The sequence below is a fragment of the Bordetella sp. genome, assembly GCF_051960075.1.
Lineage (GTDB): Bacteria > Pseudomonadota > Gammaproteobacteria > Burkholderiales > Burkholderiaceae_B > Bordetella.
Map to the genome: position 1 here is coordinate 13,901 of NZ_JBQCER010000096.1, position 20,773 is coordinate 34,673.

Annotated in this window: 20 protein-coding genes; 11 read left to right on the forward strand and 9 right to left on the reverse strand. The window is 64.5% G+C overall.

All coding sequences use genetic code 11. The features are described 5' to 3' along the window. Positions 1-312: 312 nt before the first annotated feature. The 9 genes from ACTHJ1_RS16765 to pncB all read right to left on the reverse strand — a co-directional run bounded on the left by ACTHJ1_RS16765 (position 313) and on the right by pncB (position 10,947). Complete coding sequence (locus ACTHJ1_RS16765) at positions 313-1,860, reverse strand: acetolactate synthase large subunit (RefSeq protein ID WP_440194697.1); 1,548 nt, start codon at positions 1,858-1,860, stop codon at positions 313-315. A gap of 19 nt (positions 1,861-1,879) precedes the next feature. After that, the gene (locus ACTHJ1_RS16770) at positions 1,880-2,440 is read right to left on the reverse strand and encodes an acyloxyacyl hydrolase (RefSeq protein ID WP_440194700.1); all 561 of its coding nucleotides are present in this window, start codon (positions 2,438-2,440) and stop codon (positions 1,880-1,882) included. 167 nt (positions 2,441-2,607) lie between these two features. Next, complete coding sequence (gene accD, locus ACTHJ1_RS16775; RefSeq protein ID WP_440194703.1) at positions 2,608-3,486, reverse strand: acetyl-CoA carboxylase, carboxyltransferase subunit beta; 879 nt, start codon at positions 3,484-3,486, stop codon at positions 2,608-2,610. A gap of 33 nt (positions 3,487-3,519) precedes the next feature. Next, complete coding sequence (gene trpA / locus ACTHJ1_RS16780) at positions 3,520-4,377, reverse strand: tryptophan synthase subunit alpha (protein WP_440194706.1); 858 nt, start codon at positions 4,375-4,377, stop codon at positions 3,520-3,522. A gap of 10 nt (positions 4,378-4,387) precedes the next feature. Next, positions 4,388-5,587 (reverse strand): tryptophan synthase subunit beta, encoded by a 1,200-nt coding sequence (gene trpB, locus ACTHJ1_RS16785; protein WP_440194709.1) that lies wholly within the window; start codon positions 5,585-5,587, stop codon positions 4,388-4,390. 37 nt (positions 5,588-5,624) lie between these two features. After that, positions 5,625-6,776, reverse strand: a complete 1,152-nt coding sequence (argE, locus tag ACTHJ1_RS16790) for an acetylornithine deacetylase (RefSeq protein ID WP_440194712.1) — start codon at positions 6,774-6,776, stop codon at positions 5,625-5,627. A 186-nt stretch (positions 6,777-6,962) separates the two neighbouring features. Further along, positions 6,963-9,176 carry a RelA/SpoT family protein gene (locus ACTHJ1_RS16795; protein WP_440194714.1) on the reverse strand — a complete coding sequence of 738 codons (2,214 nt, stop codon included), beginning with the start codon at positions 9,174-9,176 and terminating at the stop codon, positions 6,963-6,965. Between the two features lie 174 nt (positions 9,177-9,350). Further along, a complete protein-coding gene (locus ACTHJ1_RS16800; RefSeq protein WP_440194716.1) occupies positions 9,351-9,701 on the reverse strand; it encodes a RidA family protein in 351 nt (116 codons plus the stop codon). Between the two features lie 70 nt (positions 9,702-9,771). Next, a complete protein-coding gene (pncB, locus tag ACTHJ1_RS16805) occupies positions 9,772-10,947 on the reverse strand; it encodes a nicotinate phosphoribosyltransferase (protein ID WP_440194718.1) in 1,176 nt (391 codons plus the stop codon). A 168-nt stretch (positions 10,948-11,115) separates the two neighbouring features. Here pncB and fdxA point away from each other — a divergent pair, with 168 nt between their 5' ends. From fdxA to ACTHJ1_RS16860, 11 genes are all read left to right on the forward strand, one after another. Continuing rightward, positions 11,116-11,439, forward strand: coding sequence for a ferredoxin FdxA (gene fdxA / locus ACTHJ1_RS16810; protein WP_440194721.1), 324 nt, complete (start codon positions 11,116-11,118; stop codon positions 11,437-11,439). Then, complete coding sequence (locus ACTHJ1_RS16815) at positions 11,440-12,213, forward strand: ferredoxin--NADP reductase (protein ID WP_440194724.1); 774 nt, start codon at positions 11,440-11,442, stop codon at positions 12,211-12,213. Between the two features lie 213 nt (positions 12,214-12,426). Then, complete coding sequence (locus tag ACTHJ1_RS16820; protein WP_440194726.1) at positions 12,427-13,647, forward strand: polyhydroxyalkanoate depolymerase; 1,221 nt, start codon at positions 12,427-12,429, stop codon at positions 13,645-13,647. After that, on the forward strand, positions 13,644-14,270 hold the full coding sequence (gene rsxB, locus ACTHJ1_RS16825; RefSeq protein ID WP_440194729.1) for an electron transport complex subunit RsxB: 627 nt from the start codon (positions 13,644-13,646) through the stop codon (positions 14,268-14,270). Before ACTHJ1_RS16820 ends, rsxB begins: the two co-directional genes overlap by 4 nt. Positions 14,271-14,345: 75 nt before the next feature. Continuing rightward, positions 14,346-14,981 (forward strand): endonuclease III, encoded by a 636-nt coding sequence (nth, locus tag ACTHJ1_RS16830; protein WP_440194732.1) that lies wholly within the window; start codon positions 14,346-14,348, stop codon positions 14,979-14,981. A gap of 138 nt (positions 14,982-15,119) precedes the next feature. Beyond that, entirely contained in the window at positions 15,120-15,893 is a 774-nt protein-coding gene (locus tag ACTHJ1_RS16835) for an ABC transporter ATP-binding protein (RefSeq protein WP_440194735.1), read from the forward strand. Continuing rightward, positions 15,890-16,606: an ABC transporter ATP-binding protein gene (locus ACTHJ1_RS16840; RefSeq protein ID WP_440194738.1), complete on the forward strand. Its 717-nt coding sequence runs from the start codon at positions 15,890-15,892 to the stop codon at positions 16,604-16,606. The genes ACTHJ1_RS16835 and ACTHJ1_RS16840 overlap by 4 nt, the downstream gene beginning before the upstream one ends. 56 nt (positions 16,607-16,662) lie before the next feature. Next, positions 16,663-17,874 (forward strand): ABC transporter substrate-binding protein, encoded by a 1,212-nt coding sequence (locus tag ACTHJ1_RS16845; protein WP_440194741.1) that lies wholly within the window; start codon positions 16,663-16,665, stop codon positions 17,872-17,874. A gap of 82 nt (positions 17,875-17,956) precedes the next feature. After that, on the forward strand, positions 17,957-18,844 hold the full coding sequence (locus ACTHJ1_RS16850) for a branched-chain amino acid ABC transporter permease (protein WP_440194744.1): 888 nt from the start codon (positions 17,957-17,959) through the stop codon (positions 18,842-18,844). Further along, positions 18,841-19,818 (forward strand): branched-chain amino acid ABC transporter permease, encoded by a 978-nt coding sequence (locus tag ACTHJ1_RS16855; RefSeq protein WP_440194747.1) that lies wholly within the window; start codon positions 18,841-18,843, stop codon positions 19,816-19,818. Before ACTHJ1_RS16850 ends, ACTHJ1_RS16855 begins: the two co-directional genes overlap by 4 nt. Before the next feature lie 89 nt (positions 19,819-19,907). Beyond that, positions 19,908-20,756, forward strand: coding sequence for a branched-chain amino acid aminotransferase (locus ACTHJ1_RS16860; RefSeq protein WP_440194750.1), 849 nt, complete (start codon positions 19,908-19,910; stop codon positions 20,754-20,756). Positions 20,757-20,773 lie beyond the last annotated feature (17 nt).

A 20,773-nucleotide genomic window follows, 5' to 3' on the forward strand; every position in this document is an offset into this window, starting at 1 on the left:
GCGGGCGAAACGGGCATGCAGCGTGCGGGACGGGATCCGACTTGCGTTGTCCATCGACAGTCTCCTACTGTGCGGCCCGCCGCGGCATGCGCGGCACATGGGCTCTATTTTTTTGACGCGCCTTGCGAAGCGCGCGCCGCGCCGGTCTCACAAACCGGTGCGGATAGGAGAATCAGCTTAATTGACAGCGCTGTCAATTAAGGGATTATCCTGACAAAGTCCGAAAGAACCAAAAAAAGTGAATGAGAAACAAGCGGTCGCAACGCTGACGCAGTGCGCTTTCGTGTCTGCAGGCCTAGGCGCAGCCGCGGCTCAGACGAGCAGCTCGATCAAAAACGGCTCCGGCCGGGAAAAGCTGCTCCCCATCAGATCAGCACATTCCTCCAGCGTGGTGGCGCGAGCCCCCGCCACGCCCATGCCCGCCGCCAGGCGCACCCAGTCCAGATCGGGGTTGCCCAGATCCAGCATGCCCATCGCCGTGGGCCCGGGCACCGCACCCACGCCCTTGTACTCGCCGATAAGGATGTTGTACTTGCCGTTCTTGAGGATGATCGTCGTGACCGGCAGACGCTCGCGCGCCTGGGTCCAGAGCGATTGCAGCGTGTACATTGCCGAGCCGTCGGCCTGGAGATTGATCACGCGGCGCTGCCTGCCTGCGCCGATGGCCGCGCCGGTCGCGACCGGCATGCCGCCGCCGATCGCGCCGCCGCCCAGATGCAGCCAGTCGTGCGCCGGCGCCGCGTGCGTGAACTTGTAAAAACCTCGGCCGAACGAGATGCTTTCGTCCGAGACGATCGCGTTCTCCGGCATCAGCGCCGCCACGGTTTGCGCCAACCCCTCGGGCGTCGGCGCCCCGCTCGCGGCTTGCGGCCGCGGACCGGGATCCGGCAGGGCCACCGGACGCGCGCCCAGCGCATCGGCCAGCGACTGCAGCGCCGCGACCGGATCCTGCTCGGGGCGGGAGAGCCTGTGCAACTGGGCGTTGGGCGGATACTGAACCGAGGGCATGTCCGGATAGGCGAAGAACCCTACGGGTCCGCTCTGCGCATTGACCAGGACAATGTGCTCGAAACGCTCGAGCGCCCTGATCGCCGCGTCCATTGCATACGGCACGCGCTCGAGCTGCATGCGGCCGCGACCGCGCGCCACGTGGGCGGCGAGGAAATCAGCCATGACCGTTGCGCCGGTGGCGGCGGCAATACGCCAGGCCAAAGCCTGGGCCGGCGCGAACGCAGCCTGCCCGGAAAGCAGAATCAGCGCCTTGTCGCGATAGTCTCGCAGGATGCGGGCGGCGCCTTCGACGGCATGGCCGTCGACCGCGGCGGGTTCGGCCGGCGCAACGGGCTCGCCCACGGCGCCACTCTCGCCCCAGGACACGTCCGCCGGCAGGATGAGCGTGGCGATCTGCCCGGGAAACGTTCGCGCAGCGCGCACCGCCAGCGCAGCGTCCCGGCCCAGATCGGCAGGCCGCATACTGGTCTGTACCCACTGCGACACGGTTCTTGCCATGCCGTCCGTATCCGCGGTCAGCGGCGCGTCGTAGGGACGGTGATAGGTCGCCTGGTCGCCAACGATGTTGACGATGCCGCTGCGCGCGCGACGCGCATTATGCAAATTCGCCATGCCATTGGCCAGCCCGGGCCCGCAATGCAGCAGCGTACAGGCAGGCTTGCGCGCGATGCGGTAATAGCCGTCGGCCATTCCGGTGACGATGTTCTCCTGCAGGCCCAGTACGCATTTCATGCCGGGAAACTGATCCAGCGCCGCCACAAAGTGCATCTCGCTGGTTCCCGGATTCGCAAAGCACGTGTCGACGCCCGACGCGAGCAAGGTCTGCACGAGACTCCTGGCGCCGTTCATCGGCCCGCCTTTCCGGCGCTCAGAATTGATAGGTGTACGTCGCCTGGATCAACTCCATGCCGGGATTGGGCGTCTTGATATCGGCGTTGGAGAAATGCGAGAAACGCACGCCGATGCGGCTGTGTTTGTCCAGCAGATAGCCCATGCCGATGTGGTCGCCGAACTGAAACGCCGTCGAGTAATACTTGCCGGCGAACGAGACGTGGTTGAACACGGTGGGTCCGACGCCTGCCTCGATATAGAAGCGCTGGCTCGTTCCGAGCCACCAACGAAACATGGGAATGGCGCTGAGCTGCCAGGCCGAGGATGGCTGCTGCCCGCCGTGGGCCTGCCAATACGCCACGCCGAACTCCGGGGTGAGATCCACCCGCCCCAGGCTGCCGCCGAAGGAATGCGTCCACAACGACGCGGTTTCGTACTGCAGGCCGAACCGTGAATAGCGGTTGCCGGCGCCGTAGTGAATGCCGATGCCGCCTTGGGTACCTGGATTCGCGGTTTGGGCTTGAGCCATCGGGACAAAACCGGCCACAGCCAACCCGGCGAGGCCGGCCAGAATCTGAAGTTTGACACCAGTAAGCATGAAAACCTCATTCGCATCACATAGTTATGGGCGCAACCTTATCAGAAATCTAGGTATTACGAATTGAAACTCATACAACGAGTCAGACATTGGGATGACTTTTGATGCACAAAGACAACGGCCGCCCGAGAGGGCGGCCGTTGTCATGCATGACAGGCGCAAAGGAATCAGGCTGCCACGACGTCGACCGGCTGGCGGCTCATGAGCGCCATCAGGCGAGCCAATTCTTCGCGCAGTTGGCGGCGGTCGACCACCATATCGATGGCGCCCTTCTGCAGCAGCAGCTCGGAGCGCTGAAAGCCTTCGGGCAGTTTTTCGCGCACGGTCTGTTCGATTACGCGCGGCCCGGCAAAACCGATCAGCGCCTTGGGCTCGGCGATGACCACATCGCCCACGAAGGCGAAGCTGGCAGACACGCCGCCCATGGTGGGGTCGGTCAGCACGCTGATGAAGGGCTGACCTGCCTCGGCCAGGCGCGTGAGCATGGCCGTGGTCTTGGCCATCTGCATGAGCGACAGCAGGCTTTCCTGCATGCGCGCGCCGCCCGAGGCCGCGACGCAGATGAAGGGCGTGCGGTTGGCAATGGCGGCCTGCACTCCGCGTGCGAAGCGTTCGCCCACCACCGAACCCATGGAGCCGCCCATGAACTCGAACTCGAAACAGGCCACCACCGCGGGCACGCTGCGGATCGAACCGCTCATCACCACCAGCGCGTCGGTTTCGCCCGTCTGCTTGACGGCTTCGGCCAGGCGTTCGGGATACTTGCGCGTGTCCTTGAACTTGAGCGTGTCGATCGGGCGCGTGGTCGAGCCGATCTCGACGCGGCCTTCCAGGTCGAGCAGCATGTCGAGCCTGGCCCGAGCGCCGACCCGCATGTGATGGTCGCACTTGGGGCAGACGTGCAGGTTCGCGGCCAGGTCTTCGTTGTAGAGCACCGATTCGCACGCCGGACACTTGACCCACAGCCCTTCGGGCACGCGGCGGGCGGCGTTTTCATTGCTGCCCTTGTTGATGCGCGGCGGCAGAAGTTTTTCGATCCAGCTCATGATGCCTTTTTCTCTTGAATGAAACGCGGCGGCTCAGCCCGCCGTCGTGATCGGTTTGCGGTCGGCGTCCAGCGCGGCGCGGATCGTGCCCAGCCATTGTTTCGCCGCCGCCGCTGCGGCCTGGACCTGCGTTCCTTGTGGGGCAGCGGCGACGCTCTGTTCGATAGTTTCGATGAGCTTGGTGCCGATCACCACGGCGTCCGCATGGCGCGCTACGCGCACCGCGCTCTCGGCGTCGCGGATGCCGAAGCCCACGCCCACGGGGATCTTGACGTGCTGGCGGATCATCGTCAGACGCTCGGCCACGGCGTCTGTATTCAGACTGGCCGAGCCCGTCGTGCCCTTGAGCGAGACGTAATAGACGTAGCCGCGCGCCACGCGGGCCACGGACTGGATGCGTTCGTCGGTGGAGGTCGGCGCCAGCAGAAAGATGGGGTGGATGCCGTTGCGGTCGAGCTGCTGGGCGAACTCGCCGGTCTCCTCGGGCGGGCAGTCGACCACCAGCAGGCCGTCCACGCCGGCCGCGCGAGCCTGCTGCGAAAACGCCGCGTAGCCCATGCGTTCGATCGGATTGGCGTAGCCCATCAGCACGATGGGCGTACGCGGATCGTCGCGGCGGAATTGCGCCACCTGCTCCAGCAGGCGCGGCAGCGTCATACCCTGGGCCAGCGCGCGTTCGGTGGCGCGCTGGATGACGGGGCCGTCGGCCATGGGATCGGAAAAAGGCACGCCCAGCTCGAGGATGTCGGCGCCGGCCTGCACCAGCGCGTGCATCAGGGGAACGGTTGCCTCGGGCGACGGGTCGCCGGCAGCGATATAGGGCACCAGCGCGACGCGGCCGGTCTCGGCCAGCTTGCGCAGCGCGGTATCGATACGGTTTGCTTCAGTCATGATGCCTGTCTCACAGCGCGATGCCGCCGCGTTCGGCGACGGTGTGCATGTCTTTGTCGCCCCGGCCGGAAAGATTGACCAGGATGATCTGATCTTTGGGCAGCGTGGGCGCCATCTTGATCGCCTGGGCGATGGCGTGCGAAGACTCAAGCGCTGGGATGATGCCCTCGATGCGGCAGCAGCCGTGGAACGCCGCCAGGGCTTCATCGTCGGTGATGTTGACGTACTGGGCGCGGCCGCTGTCGTTCAGCCAGGCATGCTCGGGACCGACGCCGGGGTAATCCAGACCGGCGGACACCGAATGGGATTCGATGATCTGGCCGTCGTCGTTCTGCATGAGATAGGTGCGGTTGCCATGCAGCACCCCCACCTTGCCCGCGGCGATGGAGGCGGCGTGGCGGCCGGTCTGCACCCCTTCGCCCGCGGCTTCGACGCCGATCAGGCGCACGGACTCGTGCGGGATGTACGGATGGAAAATGCCGATGGCGTTGGACCCGCCACCCACACAGGCCACCACATAGTCGGGTTGGCGCCCGGCAGCCTCGGGCATCTGCGTGAGGCATTCCTTGCCGATGATGGTCTGGAAGTCGCGCACCATGCGCGGGTAAGGATCGGGACCCGCCACCGTACCGATGATGTAGAAGGTGTTTTCGATGTTGGTGACCCAGTCGCGCATGGCTTCGTTGAGGGCGTCCTTCAGGGTGCGCGAACCGGATTCGACCGGCACGACCTGGGCGCCCAGGAGCTTCATGCGATAGACGTTGGCGGCCTGGCGGCGCACATCCTCGCTGCCCATGTAGACCACGCATTCCATGCCATAGCGCGCCGCGACCGTGGCCGAGGCCACGCCGTGCTGGCCTGCGCCGGTCTCGGCAATGACGCGGTTCTTGCCCATGCGGCGCGCCATCAGGGCCTGGCCGATGCAGTTGTTGATCTTGTGCGCGCCGGTGTGGTTCAGGTCTTCGCGCTTGAACCAGATCTGGGCGCCGCCCAGCTCGCGCGACCAGCGCTCGGCATGGTAGACGGGGCTGGGACGGCCGACGTAGTGCTTGAGTTCGTAGTCGTAGGCCTGAATGAAGGCCGGATCGACACGAGCTTGGTCGTAGGCGGCGCGCAGTTCATCCAGGGCGTGCATCAGTGTTTCGGCCACGAACACGCCGCCGTAGGGACCGAAGTGGCCGCGCGCATCGGGCAGGTCGTAAGGTTTCACAACAGTTCTCCGCTAATCTGCCATTTTACCGTATGGGTTACAGCGACTGCCCCAGGCGGCGCAGGAAGCGCTCGCAGCCGTCGAGCTGACTCAACTCGATGAATTCATTGGGTTTGTGCGCCTGCTGGATATCGCCGGGGCCGCAGACTACGGCGGGGATGCCCACGCTCTGGAACAGGCCCGCCTCGGTGCCGTAAGCCACTTTGCGCACGGCCCGGTCGGTGGTCAGGGCTCGCGCGAGCTGCGTGATGGCCGCTTCTTCGGTGGCCTGCAGGCCGGGGGCCGAGGCGCCGGTCTCGATGTCGATGCGGGCATCGGCGAACTCGGCCTGCATGCGCGGCAGCAGTTCTTCGCGCACATAGCGCTCGACCTGGGATTGGATCTGGTCGGCGGGAATTCCGGGCAGGTTGCGGAATTCATAATTGAACTCGCACAAGGCCGGGATGGTGTTGACCGCGATGCCGCCCCGGATCTGGTTCGTGGTCATGGTCGAGAACGGCACGTCGAAGAACTCGTCGTAGGGCCCTTGCGCCTTCATGGCATCGGCGATGTCGCGGATGCGGCAGATCAGCCGGGCGGCGTATTCGATGGCGTTGCAGCCTTGCGGCGTAAGCGACGAGTGGGCCGCCTTGCCATGCACGCGGCAGCTGAAGAGATTCACGCCCTTGTGCGCCACCACGACCTGCATATTGGTCGGCTCGCCCACCACGCAACCGTCGGCCTTGATGCCGCGGCCCTGCAGTTCGGCCAGCATCACGGGCGCGCCCACACAGCCGACTTCTTCGTCGTAGGAGAAGGCCAGGTGGATGGGCTTCTTGCGCGGCATGGCAAGGAACTCGGGCACCATGGCCAGCGACACAGCGATGAAGCTTTTCATGTCGGCGGTGCCGCGCCCATAGAGGCGGCCGCCTTTCTCGGTAATGACAAAGGGATCGGTATCCCAGTCCTGCCCGTCGACCGGAACCACGTCGGTGTGGCCGGACAGCACCACGCCGCCCTGCTCGGACCCATCGGAGGCCGGGAGCGTCGCGAAGAGATTGGCCTTGTTGCCGGATTCGTTATAGGCCAGCCAGGACTGGACGCCCTGACCCTTGAGCCAGTCTCTGACGGTTTCGATGAGAGCCAGGTTGGAATTGCGGCTGGTGGTGTCGATGCCTACCAGCGTGTTTAGCCAGGTGCGGGTGTCCATGCTGCGAATCCTTGGGCGAAAAGAGGGAGTTTATAAGGTTGGCGAGTTTTTTGAATTCTCGAGGCGCCGAGACTGCCCAGCGCAATTCCGCTGCCCGCCGCTTGCGCGGCGGCGCAGGCCGCCCCGTGCTTGGGGTTACGCCGGGCGCCGTCGGCTTGCCGAGCCTCTCGCCTGTGGCGACTCGCGTCAGCGCCTTGTCGCCGAAATCGTGCCCGGCACCGCGGCCAGCGCGTCCAGCGCCCGGTGCAGCGCCTCGCCGTCGCGCACTTCCACGGTGAAGATCATATGCGCCAGCGATTGTTTGCTCTGCGTGTTCACACCCACCACGTTCAGGCGCAGGCGGGCGAAGACTTCGGACAGATCGCGCAGCAGGCCCGAGCGGTCGTGGGCGCGCACGCTCACGTCGACGGGGTAGAAGGTATCGGCGGTATTGCCCCAGTCGACGTCGATGACGCGCTCGGGCTCGCGCTCGGCCAGGGCGCGGTAGCTGGCGCAGTCGGCGCGGTGGATGGACACGCCGCGCCCGCGCGTGACGAAGCCGCGGATCGCGTCGGGCGGCGCGGCACGGCAGCAGCGCGCCAGTTGGGTCAGGAGCGAGCCCACGCCCACCACCAGCACCCCGCTTTTGCCGCTGGCCTCCGCGCTATCGGCGCTGCGCGTGAACTTGGGCACGTGCGGCGTGTCGCCGGCCGGCGCGTGCTGATGAAATGCGTCGTCGATGTGACGCAGGCTGAATTCTTCCTTGGCCACGGCCACGTACAGGTCGTCGGCGCGCGCGAAACCGAGGGACTGGGCCAACTGTTCCAGGTTGACGGCCGTCTTGCCCAGGCGCTGCAGTTCTTTTTCCACAAGAATCTGGCCTTGGGCGATGCGCTGCGCCAGTTCGATGGCGTTGAACCACATGCGCACCTTGCTGCGGGCACGCGGGCTGGCCAGATAGCCCAGCTGCGGATTGAGCCAGTCGCGCGACGGGCCGCCCGACTTGGCCGCGATGATTTCCACCGTCTGGCCTGTGGCCAGGCGCGTATGCAGCGGCACCATCTGACCGTCGATGCGCGCCCCGCGGCATCGGTGGCCCAGGTCTGTATGCAGGTGATAGGCGAAATCGACCGGCGTGGATCCCTCGGGCAGTTCGATCACGCGCACCTGGGGCGTGAGCACATAGATGTGCCCTGAGCCAGCCTGCGCGGCCGCAGCGCCACCCCGGGTTTCCAGATCGCTGTTCCAGGCCAGCAACTGGCGCATCCACGACAACTGCCTGTCGTAGTCGCTGGAAGCCGCCACCTGGCCGCCCTTGGCGCCGGCCTCTTTGTAGCGCCAGTGCGCGGCCATGCCGTATTCGGCGAACTGGTGCATCTCGCGCGTACGGATCTGCACCTCGAAAGGCCGGCCCTCGGCGTCGGTGACCACGGTATGCAAGGAGCGGTAGCCATTGGGCTTGGGACGCGAAATGTAATCGTCGAAAGCCTCGATCATCGGCGTCCACATCTCGTGTACCAGGGCCAGCGCGGCAAAGCAGGCACGCACGTCCCCGACGATCACGCGCAGCGCGCGCAGGTCGAGCAGCTCGGAAAAATCGAGCTGCTTGATGCGCATCTTGTTCCAGATGCTGTAGATGTGCTTGGGCCGGCCATAGACCTCGGCCTCGATGCCCGCCTGCTTCAGGGCCTGGCTCAGCCGCGCGACGGCATCGGCGATGAAGGCCTCGCGCTCGGCTCGCTTTTCTTCGAGCTGGCGGGCGATCTGCTTGTAGCGTTCGGGCTCGAGGAAACGGAAAGACAGGTCCTCGAGCTCCCACTTGACCTGCCAGATGCCCAGGCGATTGGCCAGCGGGGTGTAGAGGTCCAGCGTTTCGCGCGCCAGTTCGGGCGGGCACGGCGCCTTGGTCTCGGCATGCCAGCGCAGCGTCTGAAGTCGCGAAACCAGACGCATCAGCACGATGCGCAGATCGGCCGCCATGGCCAGCAGCATCTTGCGCTGCATTTCCTTCTGGTCGCCGCTGGCGGCCTCGCTATCGCTGGCCTGCCTGGCCGCGACGTTCAGGCGCAGCAAGGCATGCGAGCCGGCCAGAAGCTTGGCGGTCTCCGCGCCGAATTCGGCGGCAATGGGGTCGTTGCGCGACGAAACCGCAGGCAGGGACTCGGGCGGCAGAGCAGCCAGCAAGGCGGCGGCTCGGGTAGACGCGTCGGTCTGCAAGCCCGCCAGCAGGCGAACGACGCCGGCAGCGTGGCCGATCAGCGGCTCGCCCGTAAGCGCCTGCTGCGCCAGGAAGCGCGGCTCGGCCCAGGCCGCCGCGCGCGCCAACAGGCGCACGCCGTCTTCATCCAGATCGGCGCCGGCCGCCTGCAGCCAGGCGGCGTCCAAAGGCGCGGCACGGGATGGGGCGGGCGGGGAGGACATGATCGGGCAGCGTGGAAAACATGATGCGAGCCGACACTCTACCTGGAAAAAAGCCCCTATGCTGCGCTTGCGGCTTGCTGCCCCGAAGGAGTGCCGTCTGACCTCGAAAGCGGCCGGCGGCAAAAAACAAGGCCGCCCCCGGGCGGCCTTGTGTCGATCGCGGAAAACTTGCGATCAGACCGCGGCGGTCACCACGATTTCGACCTTGATATTGGGGTTGGCCAGGCGCGCCTCGATGGTGGCGCGCGCCGGCGCGTTGCCCTCGGCGACCCAGGCGTCCCAGGCTGCGTTCATGCCGGCGAACTCGGCGATATTGGCCACGAACACCTGAGCCATCAGAATGCGCGACTTGTCGCTGCCGACTTCGGCCAGCAATTGATCGATGGTGGCCAGCACCTGCTGGGTCTGACCGGTGATGTCCTGCGTCGTGTCGTCGGGCACCTGACCGGCCAGATAGGCCACGCCATTGTAGACGGCGACGTCGGACAGGCGCTTGCCTACGTTGATGCGCTTGATATTGCTCATGGGATCCTCTGAGAAAAAGGTGGGTGAATCGTTCTTGTGAAGCGAAAAGCCGCCCTGGCGCGGCGGACAATCAGGCCGGCGGAAGTTCGAATACCTGGCGCAGATAGGCCAGATAGGCAGGATCATCGCACATGGTCTTCTCGGGCGCGTCGGACACTTTGGCCACGGGCTGGCCGTTGCAGCGGACCATCTTGATGACGATCTGCAGCGGCTCGTAGCCGAGGTCGTTGGTGAGATTGGTGCCGATGCCGAACGAGAGCTTGCAGCGATGCGAAAAACGCCGGCACAGCTCGATGGCCTTGGGAAAATCCAACGCGTCGGAAAACACCAGGGTCTTGGTGCGCGGATCGCTGCGATTGTTGCGATAGTGCTCGATCATGCGCTCGCCCCAGATGAAGGGGTCGCCCGAATCGTGACGCGCGCCGTCGAACAGCTTGCAGAAATACATGTCGAAATCGCGCAGGAACGCCTCCATGCCGTACACGTCCGACAAGGCGATGCCCAGATCGCCGCGGTATTCGCGGGCCCACATTTCCAGCGCATAGACCTGCGAATCGCGCAGTCGCGGGCCGAGCGCCTGACAAGCCTGCAGATACTCGTGGCCCATGGTACCCAGCGGCAGCACGCCGTGGCGCCGGGCCAGCAGCACATTGCTCGTGCCGACGAAATACGGTTGCATCTGGCTCTTGAGCGTGGCCACGACTTCGTCGTGCCAGGCCTTGGAAAAGCGTCGGCGCGTGCCGTAGTCGGCCAGGCGGAACTCGCCCAGGTCGGTTTCGCGCTTCACCAGGTTCATCTTGTCCTGCAAACGCCGACGCCCTTCTTCCAGGTCGGGACGCGGCTGAGTATTGCGGAAGTAGACCTCGTTGACGATAGCCAGCACCGGAATTTCGAACAGAATGGTGTGCAGCCAGGGGCCCTTGATCTCGATCGAGATTTCGCCCGGCTTCTCGCCTTCGCGCAGCGTGATGCAGCGTTCGGGCATGTGATACAGGCCAAGGAAATCGATGAAATCGCTGGTGAGAAAGCGCAGCCCGCGCAGATAGTCCAGCTCGTCGTCGGTGAAGCGCAGCTGGCACAGCTGATGCACCTCGGCGCGGATTTCTTCCAGGTAGGGCCGCAGATCGGCGCCCGGCGTGCGGCACTTGAAGCGGTACTCCACTTGAGCGGCCGGGAACTGGTGCAGCACGACCTGCATCATGCTGAACTTGTAGAGGTCGGTGTCGAGCAGCGATTCGATGATCATGATTGCGCACATTAACATGGCTGCTCACAGGGGCCGCCGAGCGCCCGCAGGCACGGCATATGCATATAACCAGGGCATGCGCCTGCCTATTGGCTATCGGCCCGGTCGCATTGGGTAAAATCCCTCGCATCCTTACACGAACGACCGCCCTGCCCGGAGCTTGCCCCAATGACCCACGTCGTCACCGAAAACTGTATCAAGTGCAAATACACCGACTGCGTGGACGTCTGTCCGGTTGACTGCTTCAAGGAAGGCCCGAACTTCCTGGTGATCGATCCCGACGAGTGCATAGACTGCGCCGTGTGCATCCCCGAATGCCCGGCCAACGCCATCTATGCCGAAGAAGACGTGCCGCAGGATCAGCTCCAGTTCATCAAGATCAACGCCGAGCTGTCCCCCGAGTTTCCGACCATCAGCCGGTCCAAGGCCGCCCCGTCCGACGCCGACACCTGGAACGGCGTGGCCGACAAACTGCAGTACCTCGAAAAGTAAGTGGCCGACGCAAAATATACGCGCCAGACCGTCACCCGCGTCCAGGCCTGGGTGCCGGGCAAACTGTTCTCCCTGCGCGTGAGCCGCGATCCGGCCTACGTCTTCCAACCCGGCCAGTTCGCCCGCCTGGGCCTGCCGGCCGAGAACGCAGACGAGGCCGAGGCCGTCCCGACCCTGTGGCGCGCCTATTCCATGGTTTCGGCCCCGAGCGACGCCGAGCTGGAGTTCTATTCCATCGTCGTGCCCGAGGGCCCATTCAGCCCCCGCCTGGCCGACCTGCGCCCGGGCGACGCGCTGTACGTCGACAAGACGCCCTTCGGCTTTCTCACGCTGGATCGGTTTGCCGACGGCGAGCATCTCTGGTTGCTGGCCACCGGCACCGGGCTGTCGGCCTATCTGTCGATGTTGCGCGACCCGACGGCGCGGCAACGCTTTGCGCGCGTCGTGCTGGTTCATGGTGTGCGCACGGCCGACGAACTGGCCTACCGCGACGAGCTCCAGGCCCTGGCCGACCGCGACCCTCGCCTGAGCTACCTGCCCATCGCCACCCGTCAAGCGCTGCCCGGCATGCCGCAGGCTCGCCTGACCCGCCTCATCGCCGACGGAGGGCTGGAGCAACTGGCCGGCCTCGAGCTGGATCCGGCCCGCTCGCGCATCATGCTGTGCGGCAACCCCGCCATGCTGGCCGACGCCCGCATGCTGCTGGCAGATCGCGGCTTCGCGCCGGGACGCCGCGGCATTCCAGGTAACCTGGCCGTTGAAAATTATTGGTGACGCAGCCATCTGATTCATGCGGCAATCTTCGCGCCGCAGGAATCAGGTCTTCGTCAGCAATAGGTCGCATTTACGCAACGAACTCGCCGACAGCGGGCACATTACAAGTGCTTGTCAGGACATATTTTCTTAATATGAGCTCAATTTGTGCGTAATAGATACACGCACTAACAAGGCCGCATACGCCTACAAGCTACACAGACAGGACGCCTAATGCTGTATCAATTGCATGAAATGCAACGGGCCTTTCTCCGCCCGTTGGCCGAGTTCACCGACGCCGGTGCGCAGTGGTTCAGCAATCCCGCCAGTCCGCTGTCGTACATGCCGATATCGCGCCAGATGGCAGCCGGCCTGGAGCTGGTGCATCGCATAGGCAAGGATTATCACAAGCCCGCCTGGGGCATCGATAAGACTCAGATCGACGGCAAAGCGGTGGCCGTGCGGCAAACCAGCGTGGCGACCCGACCGTTCTGCAATCTGGTGCATTTCGAGCGCGACCTGCCCGCCCGGCGCGCCCGCGATCCGCGCGTGCTGCTGGTCGCGCCCATGTCGGGCCACCACGCCACGCTGCTGCGCGATACCGTGCGTGCGCTTCTGCCCGACCACGACGTCTACGTCACCGACTGGATCGACGCGCGCATGGTTCCGCTCGCGGACGGCGCCTTCCACCTGGACGACTACGTGCGCTACGTGCAGGAATTCATCCGCCATCTGGGTTCCGACGTCAACGTGATCTCGGTTTGCCAGCCCACGGTGCCGGTGCTGGCCGCCATCTCGCTCATGGCGAGCTCGGGCGACGTACAGCCGCGCAGCATGGTGATGATGGGCGGCCCCATCGACCCGCGCCAGTCGCCGACACAGGTCAACAATCTGGCCACCACCAAGTCCTACTCCTGGTTCGAGAACCAGGTCATTCACGTCGTGCCGCCCAACTATGCCGGCGCGGGCCGCAGCGTCTATCCCGGCTTTCTCCAGCATGCGGGGTTCATGGCCATGAACCCCGATCGCCACCTGAAGTCGCACTACGACTTCTATCTCGATCTGCTGCGCGGCGACGATGACGATGCCGAGGCGCATCGCCGTTTTTACGACGAGTACAACGCCGTGCTGGACATGCCGGCCGAGTTCTACCTGGACACCATCCGCATCGTCTTCCAGGAGTTCCATCTGCCCAACGGCACCTGGGAGGTCGACGGCCAGCGGGTCAAACCCGCCGACATCAAGAAGACCTCGCTGATGGCGATCGAAGGCGAGCTCGACGACATCTCCGGCGTGGGTCAGACGCGCGCCGCCATCGGCCTGTGCCGCGGCATTCCGGCTGCGCGCAAGCAGTACTTTCTCGCGCCTGGCGCCGGTCACTACGGCATTTTCTCGGGCCGCCGCTGGCGCGAAACGATCTGCCCCAAGATCGCGGAATTCATTCGCAAGTCGTGACCGACTCCGACCTGACAGACCGAATCGACGCATTACTGCCGCAGACGCAATGCACCAAGTGCGGTCATGAAGGCTGCCGGCCCTACGCGCAGGCCATCGCCGCGGGCACCGAACCCATCAACCGCTGCCCGCCGGGCGGCGACGAAGGTATCGCGGCCCTGGCAGCAATGTTGTCCGTGCCTGTCGTTCCTCTGGACACCACGCGAGGCCAGCACGGCCCCCTGCTGGTCGCCGTCATCGACGAGGCGCATTGCATAGGCTGCACCTTGTGCATCCAGGCCTGTCCTGTCGATGCCATCGTCGGCGCCAACAAACGCATGCACACGGTGCTGCCCGACCTGTGCACCGGCTGCGATCTGTGCGTGCCCCCCTGCCCGGTGGATTGCATCGATATGGTCCCCGCCCATCGCGCCTGGACGCCCGACGATGCGAACAGCGCGCGCCAGCGTCATCAAGCCCGCAATGCGCGCCTATCGCGCCTGGCCGCGGACAATGCCAAGCTGATGGCAGACACGATGCAAACCGAGGCGACGCGCGCGACCGCCGCGCACGATGCCGAACGCAAACGCAGCGCCGTCGAATCGGCGCTGGCGCGCGCGCGCGCGCGGCGAGCCGGCAAGTGACAATGCGGCTTTGCCCGCAAGCATGGCGAAAAATATCCGCATGAACCACGCCAAACACGCGCTCGAGGCCGACAGATGAACAATCGCAAACGCTGCGAAATCTTCGCCCGTCTGCAAGCCGCCAATCCCGAGCCGCGAAGCGAGCTGGAATACGCAACGCCATTTCAGTTGCTGATCGCCGTGCTGCTTTCGGCTCAGGCGACCGACAAATCGGTGAACCTCGCCACGCGCAAATTCTTTCCGCAATACGGCACGCCGGAAAAGCTGGCGGCGCTGGGCGAAGCCCGGCTCGAAGAATTCATCAAGACCATCGGCCTGTTCCGCACCAAGGCCAAGAACGCCATCGCTACCAGCAGGCTCATTCTGGAACGCCACGGCGGCGAGGTGCCGCGAAGCCGCGAAGCGCTGGAGGCCTTGCCCGGCGTGGGCCGCAAGACGGCCAACGTCGTGCTCAACATTGCGTTCGGCGAGCCCACCATTGCCGTGGACACGCATATTTTTCGCGTGGCCAACCGCACGGGACTGGCGCCGGGCAAGGACGTGCTCGCCGTCGAGCTCAAACTGGAAAAAGTGACGCCGCCCGAATACGCGCAACACGCGCATCACTGGCTCATTCTGCACGGCCGCTACGTCTGCGTCGCGCGCAAACCCAAGTGTCCGCAATGCGGGATCTCGGATCTGTGCGATTACAAATCCAAGACCAAAGCCTGATCCTGGACTGACGTCCGCCTCCTCTTATGTAAAACCCTCTCCCTATGTAAAACCCTCATGGCAATTTGAAGCATCGGTCTTCATACTCGCCCAGTTTTATATAAGAGTCATTAGACGCAAAGGCAGAGGACACATCACATGAGCGATGCGATCCTGGAGACAAAAAAACTCACCAAGGAATTCCGCGGCTTCGTCGCGGTCAATGGCGTCGACCTGCGGGTCGAGCGCGGAGAAATCCATGCGCTCATCGGCCCCAACGGCGCGGGCAAGACAACTTGCTTCAACCTGCTGACCAAATTCCTGGCGCCCACGTCGGGCTCCATTTTCTTCAACGGCACCGACATCACCGGCGAGCGGCCGGCGCAGATCGCGCGCCGCGGCGTGATCCGCTCGTTCCAGATATCCGCGGTCTTCCCGCACCTCACGGTGCTGGAAAACGTGCGCATCGGCCTGCAGCGCAAGACCGGCCTTTCCTATCACTTCTGGAAAAGCGAAAAACAGTTGAGTGGCCTCGAAAGCCACGCCCGCGAACTGCTCGACCAGGTCGATCTGGGCAGCTTCGCCAACGAGCTCACCCTCAATCTTCCCTACGGCCGCAAGCGCGCGCTGGAAATCGCCACCACTCTGGCCATGGAACCCGAACTCATGCTGCTGGACGAACCCACCCAGGGCATGGGCCATGAAGACGTCGACCGCATCACGCAACTCATCAAGCGCGTGAGCAGCGGCCGCACCATCCTCATGGTCGAACACAATATGACCGTGATCTCGTCCATCGCCGACACCATCACCGTACTCGCGCGCGGCGCGGTGCTGGCGCAAGGCAACTACGCCGAAGTCTCCCGCCATCCCGCCGTCATGCAGGCCTATATGGGCACGACCGACGGCGAACTGCAGGGGGCGCACCCATGAGCACGCCTGCGCTGCAAATCTCCGGGCTGCATGCCTGGTACGGCGAATCGCACATTCTGCACGGCGTCGACCTCGAAGTCGGCCAGGGCGAGGTCGTGACGCTGCTGGGCCGCAACGGTGCCGGTCGTACCACCACCATGCGCGCCATCCTCGGCCTGACCGGCGCGCGCAAGGGCTCGGTGCGCATCCACGGCACCGAATCGATCGTCATGCCCACGCACAAGATCGCGCATCTGGGCGTGGGCTATTGCCCCGAAGAGCGCGGCATCTTCGCCAGCCTGTCGTGCGAGGAAAACCTGCTGCTGCCGCCGCCTTTGGCCACCGCCGTACCCGGTGGCGGCATGTCGTTGACCGAAATCTACGACATGTTCCCCAACCTGCTCGAGCGGCGCAATTCGCCGGGCACGCGCCTGTCGGGCGGCGAGCAGCAGATGCTGGCCGTGGCCCGCATCCTGCGCACCGGGGCCAATCTGCTGTTGCTCGACGAAATCTCCGAAGGCCTGGCGCCCGTGATCGTGCAGGCGCTGGCCCGTATGATCACCGCACTCAAAGCGCGCGGCTACACCATTGTCATGGTGGAGCAGAATTTCCGCTTTGCTGCGCCGCTGGCCGACCGTTTCTACGTCATGGAGCACGGCCAGATCGTCGAACACTTCGACGCATCGCAGCTCGCATCGAAACAAGATACGCTACACGAATTGCTCGGCGTCTGATTCAACCAGGCAATCGTCAAACCGCCGGTGATCCCGGCCTAAAACCAGGAGACAGCATGAAACTACGCAATCTGACAACAGCCCTCGCTATGGCAGGCCTGGGTCTGACCGGTCTGTCGGCACATGCCGGCACCATGAACGACACCGTCAAGATCGGCATGATCACCGACATGTCGGCCGTCTACGCTGACGACGACGGCCCCGGCGGCGTAGCCGCCATCCAGATGGCTGTCGACGATTTCGGCGGCACGGTCAACGGCAAGAAGATCGAGGTACTGAGCGCCGACCACCAGAACAAGGTCGACATCGCCTCCGCCAAGGCCCGCGAATGGATCGACCAGCAGCACCTGGATCTGCTGATGGGCGGCACCAACTCGGCCACCGGCCTGGCCGAAGCCGCGGTCGCCGCGGAAAAGCACACGGTCTACATCAACACCGGCGCCGGCGCCGCCGACCTGACCACCACCCAGTGCACGCCCTACACCGTCCATTATGGCTACGACACGGTCGCGCTGGCGCACGGCACGGGCTCGGCCGTGGTCAAGAACGGCGGCAAGAACTGGTTCTTCGTGACGGCCGACTATGCCTTCGGTCATGCGCTGCAGCGCGATACGGAAGCCGTGGTCAAGGCCAACGGCGGCGTCGTCAAGGGTGCGGTCAACGTGCCCCTGGGCACTACTGACTTCTCTTCCTACATGCTGCAGGCCCAGTCCTCAGGCGCGCAGATCCTGGGCCTGGCCAACGCGGGCGCCGACTGGGTCAACGCGGTCAAGGCGGCTGACCAGTTCGGCGTGACCAAGACAATGAAGCTCGCCACCCTGCTGGCCTTCACCAACGACGTGCATGCCGTGGGCCTGCAAGCCGCCCAGGGCATGTACCTCACGGTCGGCTGGTATTGGGACATGAACGACCAGGCCCGTGCCTGGGCCAAGCGGTTCGAAGCCAAGGTCGGCCGCGCGCCCACCTTCATTCAGGCGGCCGACTACTCGGCGACCATGTTCTACCTGCAAGCCGTCAAGGCCACCGGCACCGACAATGCCGACACCGTCATGAAATGGATGAAGTCGCACAAGGTGAATGACTTCTTCGCCCACGGCGGTTATGTGCGCGCCGACGGCACCTTCATCCACGACATGTACTTGGTGCAGGTCAAGACGCCGCAAGAGTCCAAGAGCACCTGGGATCTGTACAAGGTGATCGCCACCCTGCCCGGCGAAGAGGTCTATACCAAGCCCGCCGACTCCCCCTGCAAGCTGCTCAAGCAGTAAATCGGCCATGTAGCGACGCCCCGCGCCGCGGCTCCCTCGACGGGCCACGGCGCGGGCCTACAAGTAGGAATACCTCTTAGCGATGATCACCCTCTTCGGCATACCTCTACCGGCACTGCTCGGCCAATTGCTGCTCGGACTGGTGAACGGTTCGTTCTACGCCATCCTTTCTCTGGGCCTGGCGATCATCTTCGGCTTGCTCAACGTCATCAATTTCTCGCATGGCGTCCTTTACATGATGGGCGCCTTCGTCGCCTGGATGGGCATGACCTATCTGGGCCTGAACTACTGGGTCATGCTGCTGGTCGCCCCCGTCGTGGTCGGCGTGGTCGGCATGATCCTGGAGCGGCTGCTGCTCAAGCGCATTGCCAAACTCGACCATCTCTACGGCCTGCTGCTCACCTTCGGCCTGGCGCTGCTCATCGAAGGCCTGTTTCGCAGCGTCTATGGCGTTTCAGGTCAGAGCTTCCCCACACCCTCCTCGCTGAACGGCGTCATGAACCTGGGTTTCATGTACCTGCCCACCTATCGGGGCTGGGTGGTGGTGGCCTCGCTCCTGGTATGTCTGGTCACCTGGTTCGTCATCGAACGCACGCGCCTGGGCTCGATGCTGCGCGCCGCCACCGAAAACCCCAAGCTGGTCGAAGCCTTCGGCGTCAACGTGCCCCTCATGGTCACCCTCACCTACGGCTTCGGCGTGGCGCTGGCGGGCTTTGCCGGCGTGCTGGCCGCCCCCATGCTGCAGGTGTCGTCGCTCATGGGTTCGAACATCATCATCGTGGTGTTCGCCGTAGTGGTGATCGGCGGCATGGGCTCCATCCTGGGCTCCATCGTCACCGGCCTGGGGCTGGGCATCGTCGAAGGCCTGACCAAAGTCTTCTGGCCCGAGGCCTCCACCACCGTCGTCTTCATCATCATGGCCATCGTGCTGCTGTTCCGCCCCGCCGGACTCTTCGGGAAAGAAAAATGAACCGCCAACTCCTGGCCTATGCGCTGGCGGCCATCGTGGTGGCCATCTTGCCCTATCTGGGCGTCTATCCGATCTTCATGATGCAGGTCATGTGCTATGCCCTGTTTGCCTGCGCCTTCAACCTGCTGCTGGGCTATACCGGCTTTCTGTCCTTCGGCCACGCGGCTTTCCTGGGCCTGGCGGGCTATACCACGGGCTATGTGCTCAAGACCTGGGGTGTGCCCACCGAGGTCGGCATCCTGGCCGGCACCGCCGCCGCCGCGCTGCTCGGCCTGATCATGGGCCTGCTGGCCATCCGGCGCAGCGGCATCTACTTTGCCATGATCACCCTGGCCATCGCGCAGATGGTGTTCTTCTTCTTCCTGCAGGCCAGCTTCACCGGCGGCGAGAACGGCATGCAGCAGATCCCGCGCGGCAAGGCGCTGGGCTTCATCGATCTGTCCGTCGACTTGCATCTCTACTACATGGTGATGGTCGTGTTCATCATCGGCTTCGTCATCATCTGGCGCGCAGTGCACTCGCCCTTCGGCCAGGTGCTCAAAGCCCTGCGCGAGAACGAGCCGCGCGTCATTTCCCTGGGCTACGACGTCGACCGCTTCAAACTGCTCGCCTTCGTGCTCTCGGCTACGCTGGCCGGCCTGGCCGGCGCCACCAAGGCCCTGGTGTTCAACTCGGCGTCCCTTTCCGATGCCGACTGGCGCATGTCGGGCCTGGTCATCCTCATGACGCTCATCGGCGGCCTGGGTACATTGGTAGGCCCCGTCCTGGGCGCCTTCATCGTGGTTGCGCTGGAAAACCAGATCGGCACCCTGGGCGAGTTCATGGCCCGGATCACGCACATCGCCTGGTTCAACACGCTGGGCGATTCCGTCACCATCGTGATCGGCCTGATCTTCGTGATCTGCGTGCTGGCCTTCCGCCGCGGTATCGTGGGCGAGATACTGGCCTGGAAGCAGCGCCGTCAAACTGTATAGGGCGGGCCTGCTCCGTCCTGGAGTATCCTGTAGATGCACGGCCGCGCGGTTCGCGCGGCCTTTTTATTGTGTATTCGCCAGGACACTTCATGGACGCCATGTTCTACCACGACGGTCAATGGACGACCGAAAACCCCAAGCTGCTGGGCCCCGCCGACCACGCCTTCTGGATGGCCAGCATGGTCTTCGACGGCGCCCGCGCCTTCGACGGCCTGACCCCCGACCTGGACCTGCACTGCCAGCGCGTGATCCGCTCGGCCAGGAAAATGCTCATGGAGCCCCAGATCAGCTGGGAAGAGGTGCAGAAGCTGGCCCTCGAAGCCGTGTCCAGGTTCCCGGCCGGCACCGCGCTCTACATCAAGCCTATGTTCTTCTGCGCCGACGGCTTCCTGCTGCCCGAAGCGTCCAAGACCCAATTCGTGCTGCACGTCTTCAAGGCGCCCATGCCCGGCGCCGAAGGCTTCTCGGCCATGACGCAGAACCAGTACGCCCGCGCCTGGCCCAGCATGGCCCCGACCGACGCCAAGGCTTCCTGCCTGTACCCCAACGGCCAGCGCGCCACCAAGGAAGCCAACGCCGCCGGCTTCGACACGGCCGTGATGCTCGACGGCGACGGCAATGTGGCCGAGTTCGCCAGCAGCAATCTGTGGATCGCCAAGGACGGCAAGATCGCCACGCCGGCCGCCAACGGCACCTTCCTCTCGGGCATCACGCGCGCGCGCGTCCTGGCCCTGCTGCGCGAGCATGGCGCCAATGTGGAAGAACGCACGATCACGCCGGAAGAGGTCAAGAGCGCAGACGAGGTGTTCTCCACCGGCAACTACGGCAAGGTGATCCACGTCAACCGCCTGGACGACCGCAAGCTGTCCTATGGTCCGGCGGCGCAGCTGGCGCACAAGCTGTACATGGACTACGCCAAGTCCACGGGTGCTCGCTGAAACGTTAAGGCGCTGGC

What these genes read in the sequence shown, in the direction of transcription:
- ACTHJ1_RS16765 (WP_440194697.1), bottom strand. Translation starts at nt 1,860, where the DNA reads ATGAACGGCGCCAGGAGTCTCGTGCAGACCTTGCTCGCGTCGGGCGTC.
- ACTHJ1_RS16770 (WP_440194700.1), bottom strand. Translation starts at nt 2,440, where the DNA reads ATGCTTACTGGTGTCAAACTTCAGATTCTGGCCGGCCTCGCCGGGTTG.
- accD (WP_440194703.1), bottom strand. Translation starts at nt 3,486, where the DNA reads ATGAGCTGGATCGAAAAACTTCTGCCGCCGCGCATCAACAAGGGCAGC.
- trpA (WP_440194706.1), bottom strand. Translation starts at nt 4,377, where the DNA reads ATGACTGAAGCAAACCGTATCGATACCGCGCTGCGCAAGCTGGCCGAG.
- argE (WP_440194712.1), bottom strand. Translation starts at nt 6,776, where the DNA reads ATGGACACCCGCACCTGGCTAAACACGCTGGTAGGCATCGACACCACC.
- ACTHJ1_RS16795 (WP_440194714.1), bottom strand. Translation starts at nt 9,176, where the DNA reads ATGTCCTCCCCGCCCGCCCCATCCCGTGCCGCGCCTTTGGACGCCGCC.
- ACTHJ1_RS16800 (WP_440194716.1), bottom strand. Translation starts at nt 9,701, where the DNA reads ATGAGCAATATCAAGCGCATCAACGTAGGCAAGCGCCTGTCCGACGTC.
- pncB (WP_440194718.1), bottom strand. Translation starts at nt 10,947, where the DNA reads ATGATCATCGAATCGCTGCTCGACACCGACCTCTACAAGTTCAGCATG.
- fdxA (WP_440194721.1), top strand. Translation starts at nt 11,116, where the DNA reads ATGACCCACGTCGTCACCGAAAACTGTATCAAGTGCAAATACACCGAC.
- ACTHJ1_RS16820 (WP_440194726.1), top strand. Translation starts at nt 12,427, where the DNA reads ATGCTGTATCAATTGCATGAAATGCAACGGGCCTTTCTCCGCCCGTTG.
- nth (WP_440194732.1), top strand. Translation starts at nt 14,346, where the DNA reads ATGAACAATCGCAAACGCTGCGAAATCTTCGCCCGTCTGCAAGCCGCC.
- ACTHJ1_RS16835 (WP_440194735.1), top strand. Translation starts at nt 15,120, where the DNA reads ATGAGCGATGCGATCCTGGAGACAAAAAAACTCACCAAGGAATTCCGC.
- ACTHJ1_RS16840 (WP_440194738.1), top strand. Translation starts at nt 15,890, where the DNA reads ATGAGCACGCCTGCGCTGCAAATCTCCGGGCTGCATGCCTGGTACGGC.
- ACTHJ1_RS16845 (WP_440194741.1), top strand. Translation starts at nt 16,663, where the DNA reads ATGAAACTACGCAATCTGACAACAGCCCTCGCTATGGCAGGCCTGGGT.
- ACTHJ1_RS16850 (WP_440194744.1), top strand. Translation starts at nt 17,957, where the DNA reads ATGATCACCCTCTTCGGCATACCTCTACCGGCACTGCTCGGCCAATTG.
- ACTHJ1_RS16855 (WP_440194747.1), top strand. Translation starts at nt 18,841, where the DNA reads ATGAACCGCCAACTCCTGGCCTATGCGCTGGCGGCCATCGTGGTGGCC.
- ACTHJ1_RS16860 (WP_440194750.1), top strand. Translation starts at nt 19,908, where the DNA reads ATGGACGCCATGTTCTACCACGACGGTCAATGGACGACCGAAAACCCC.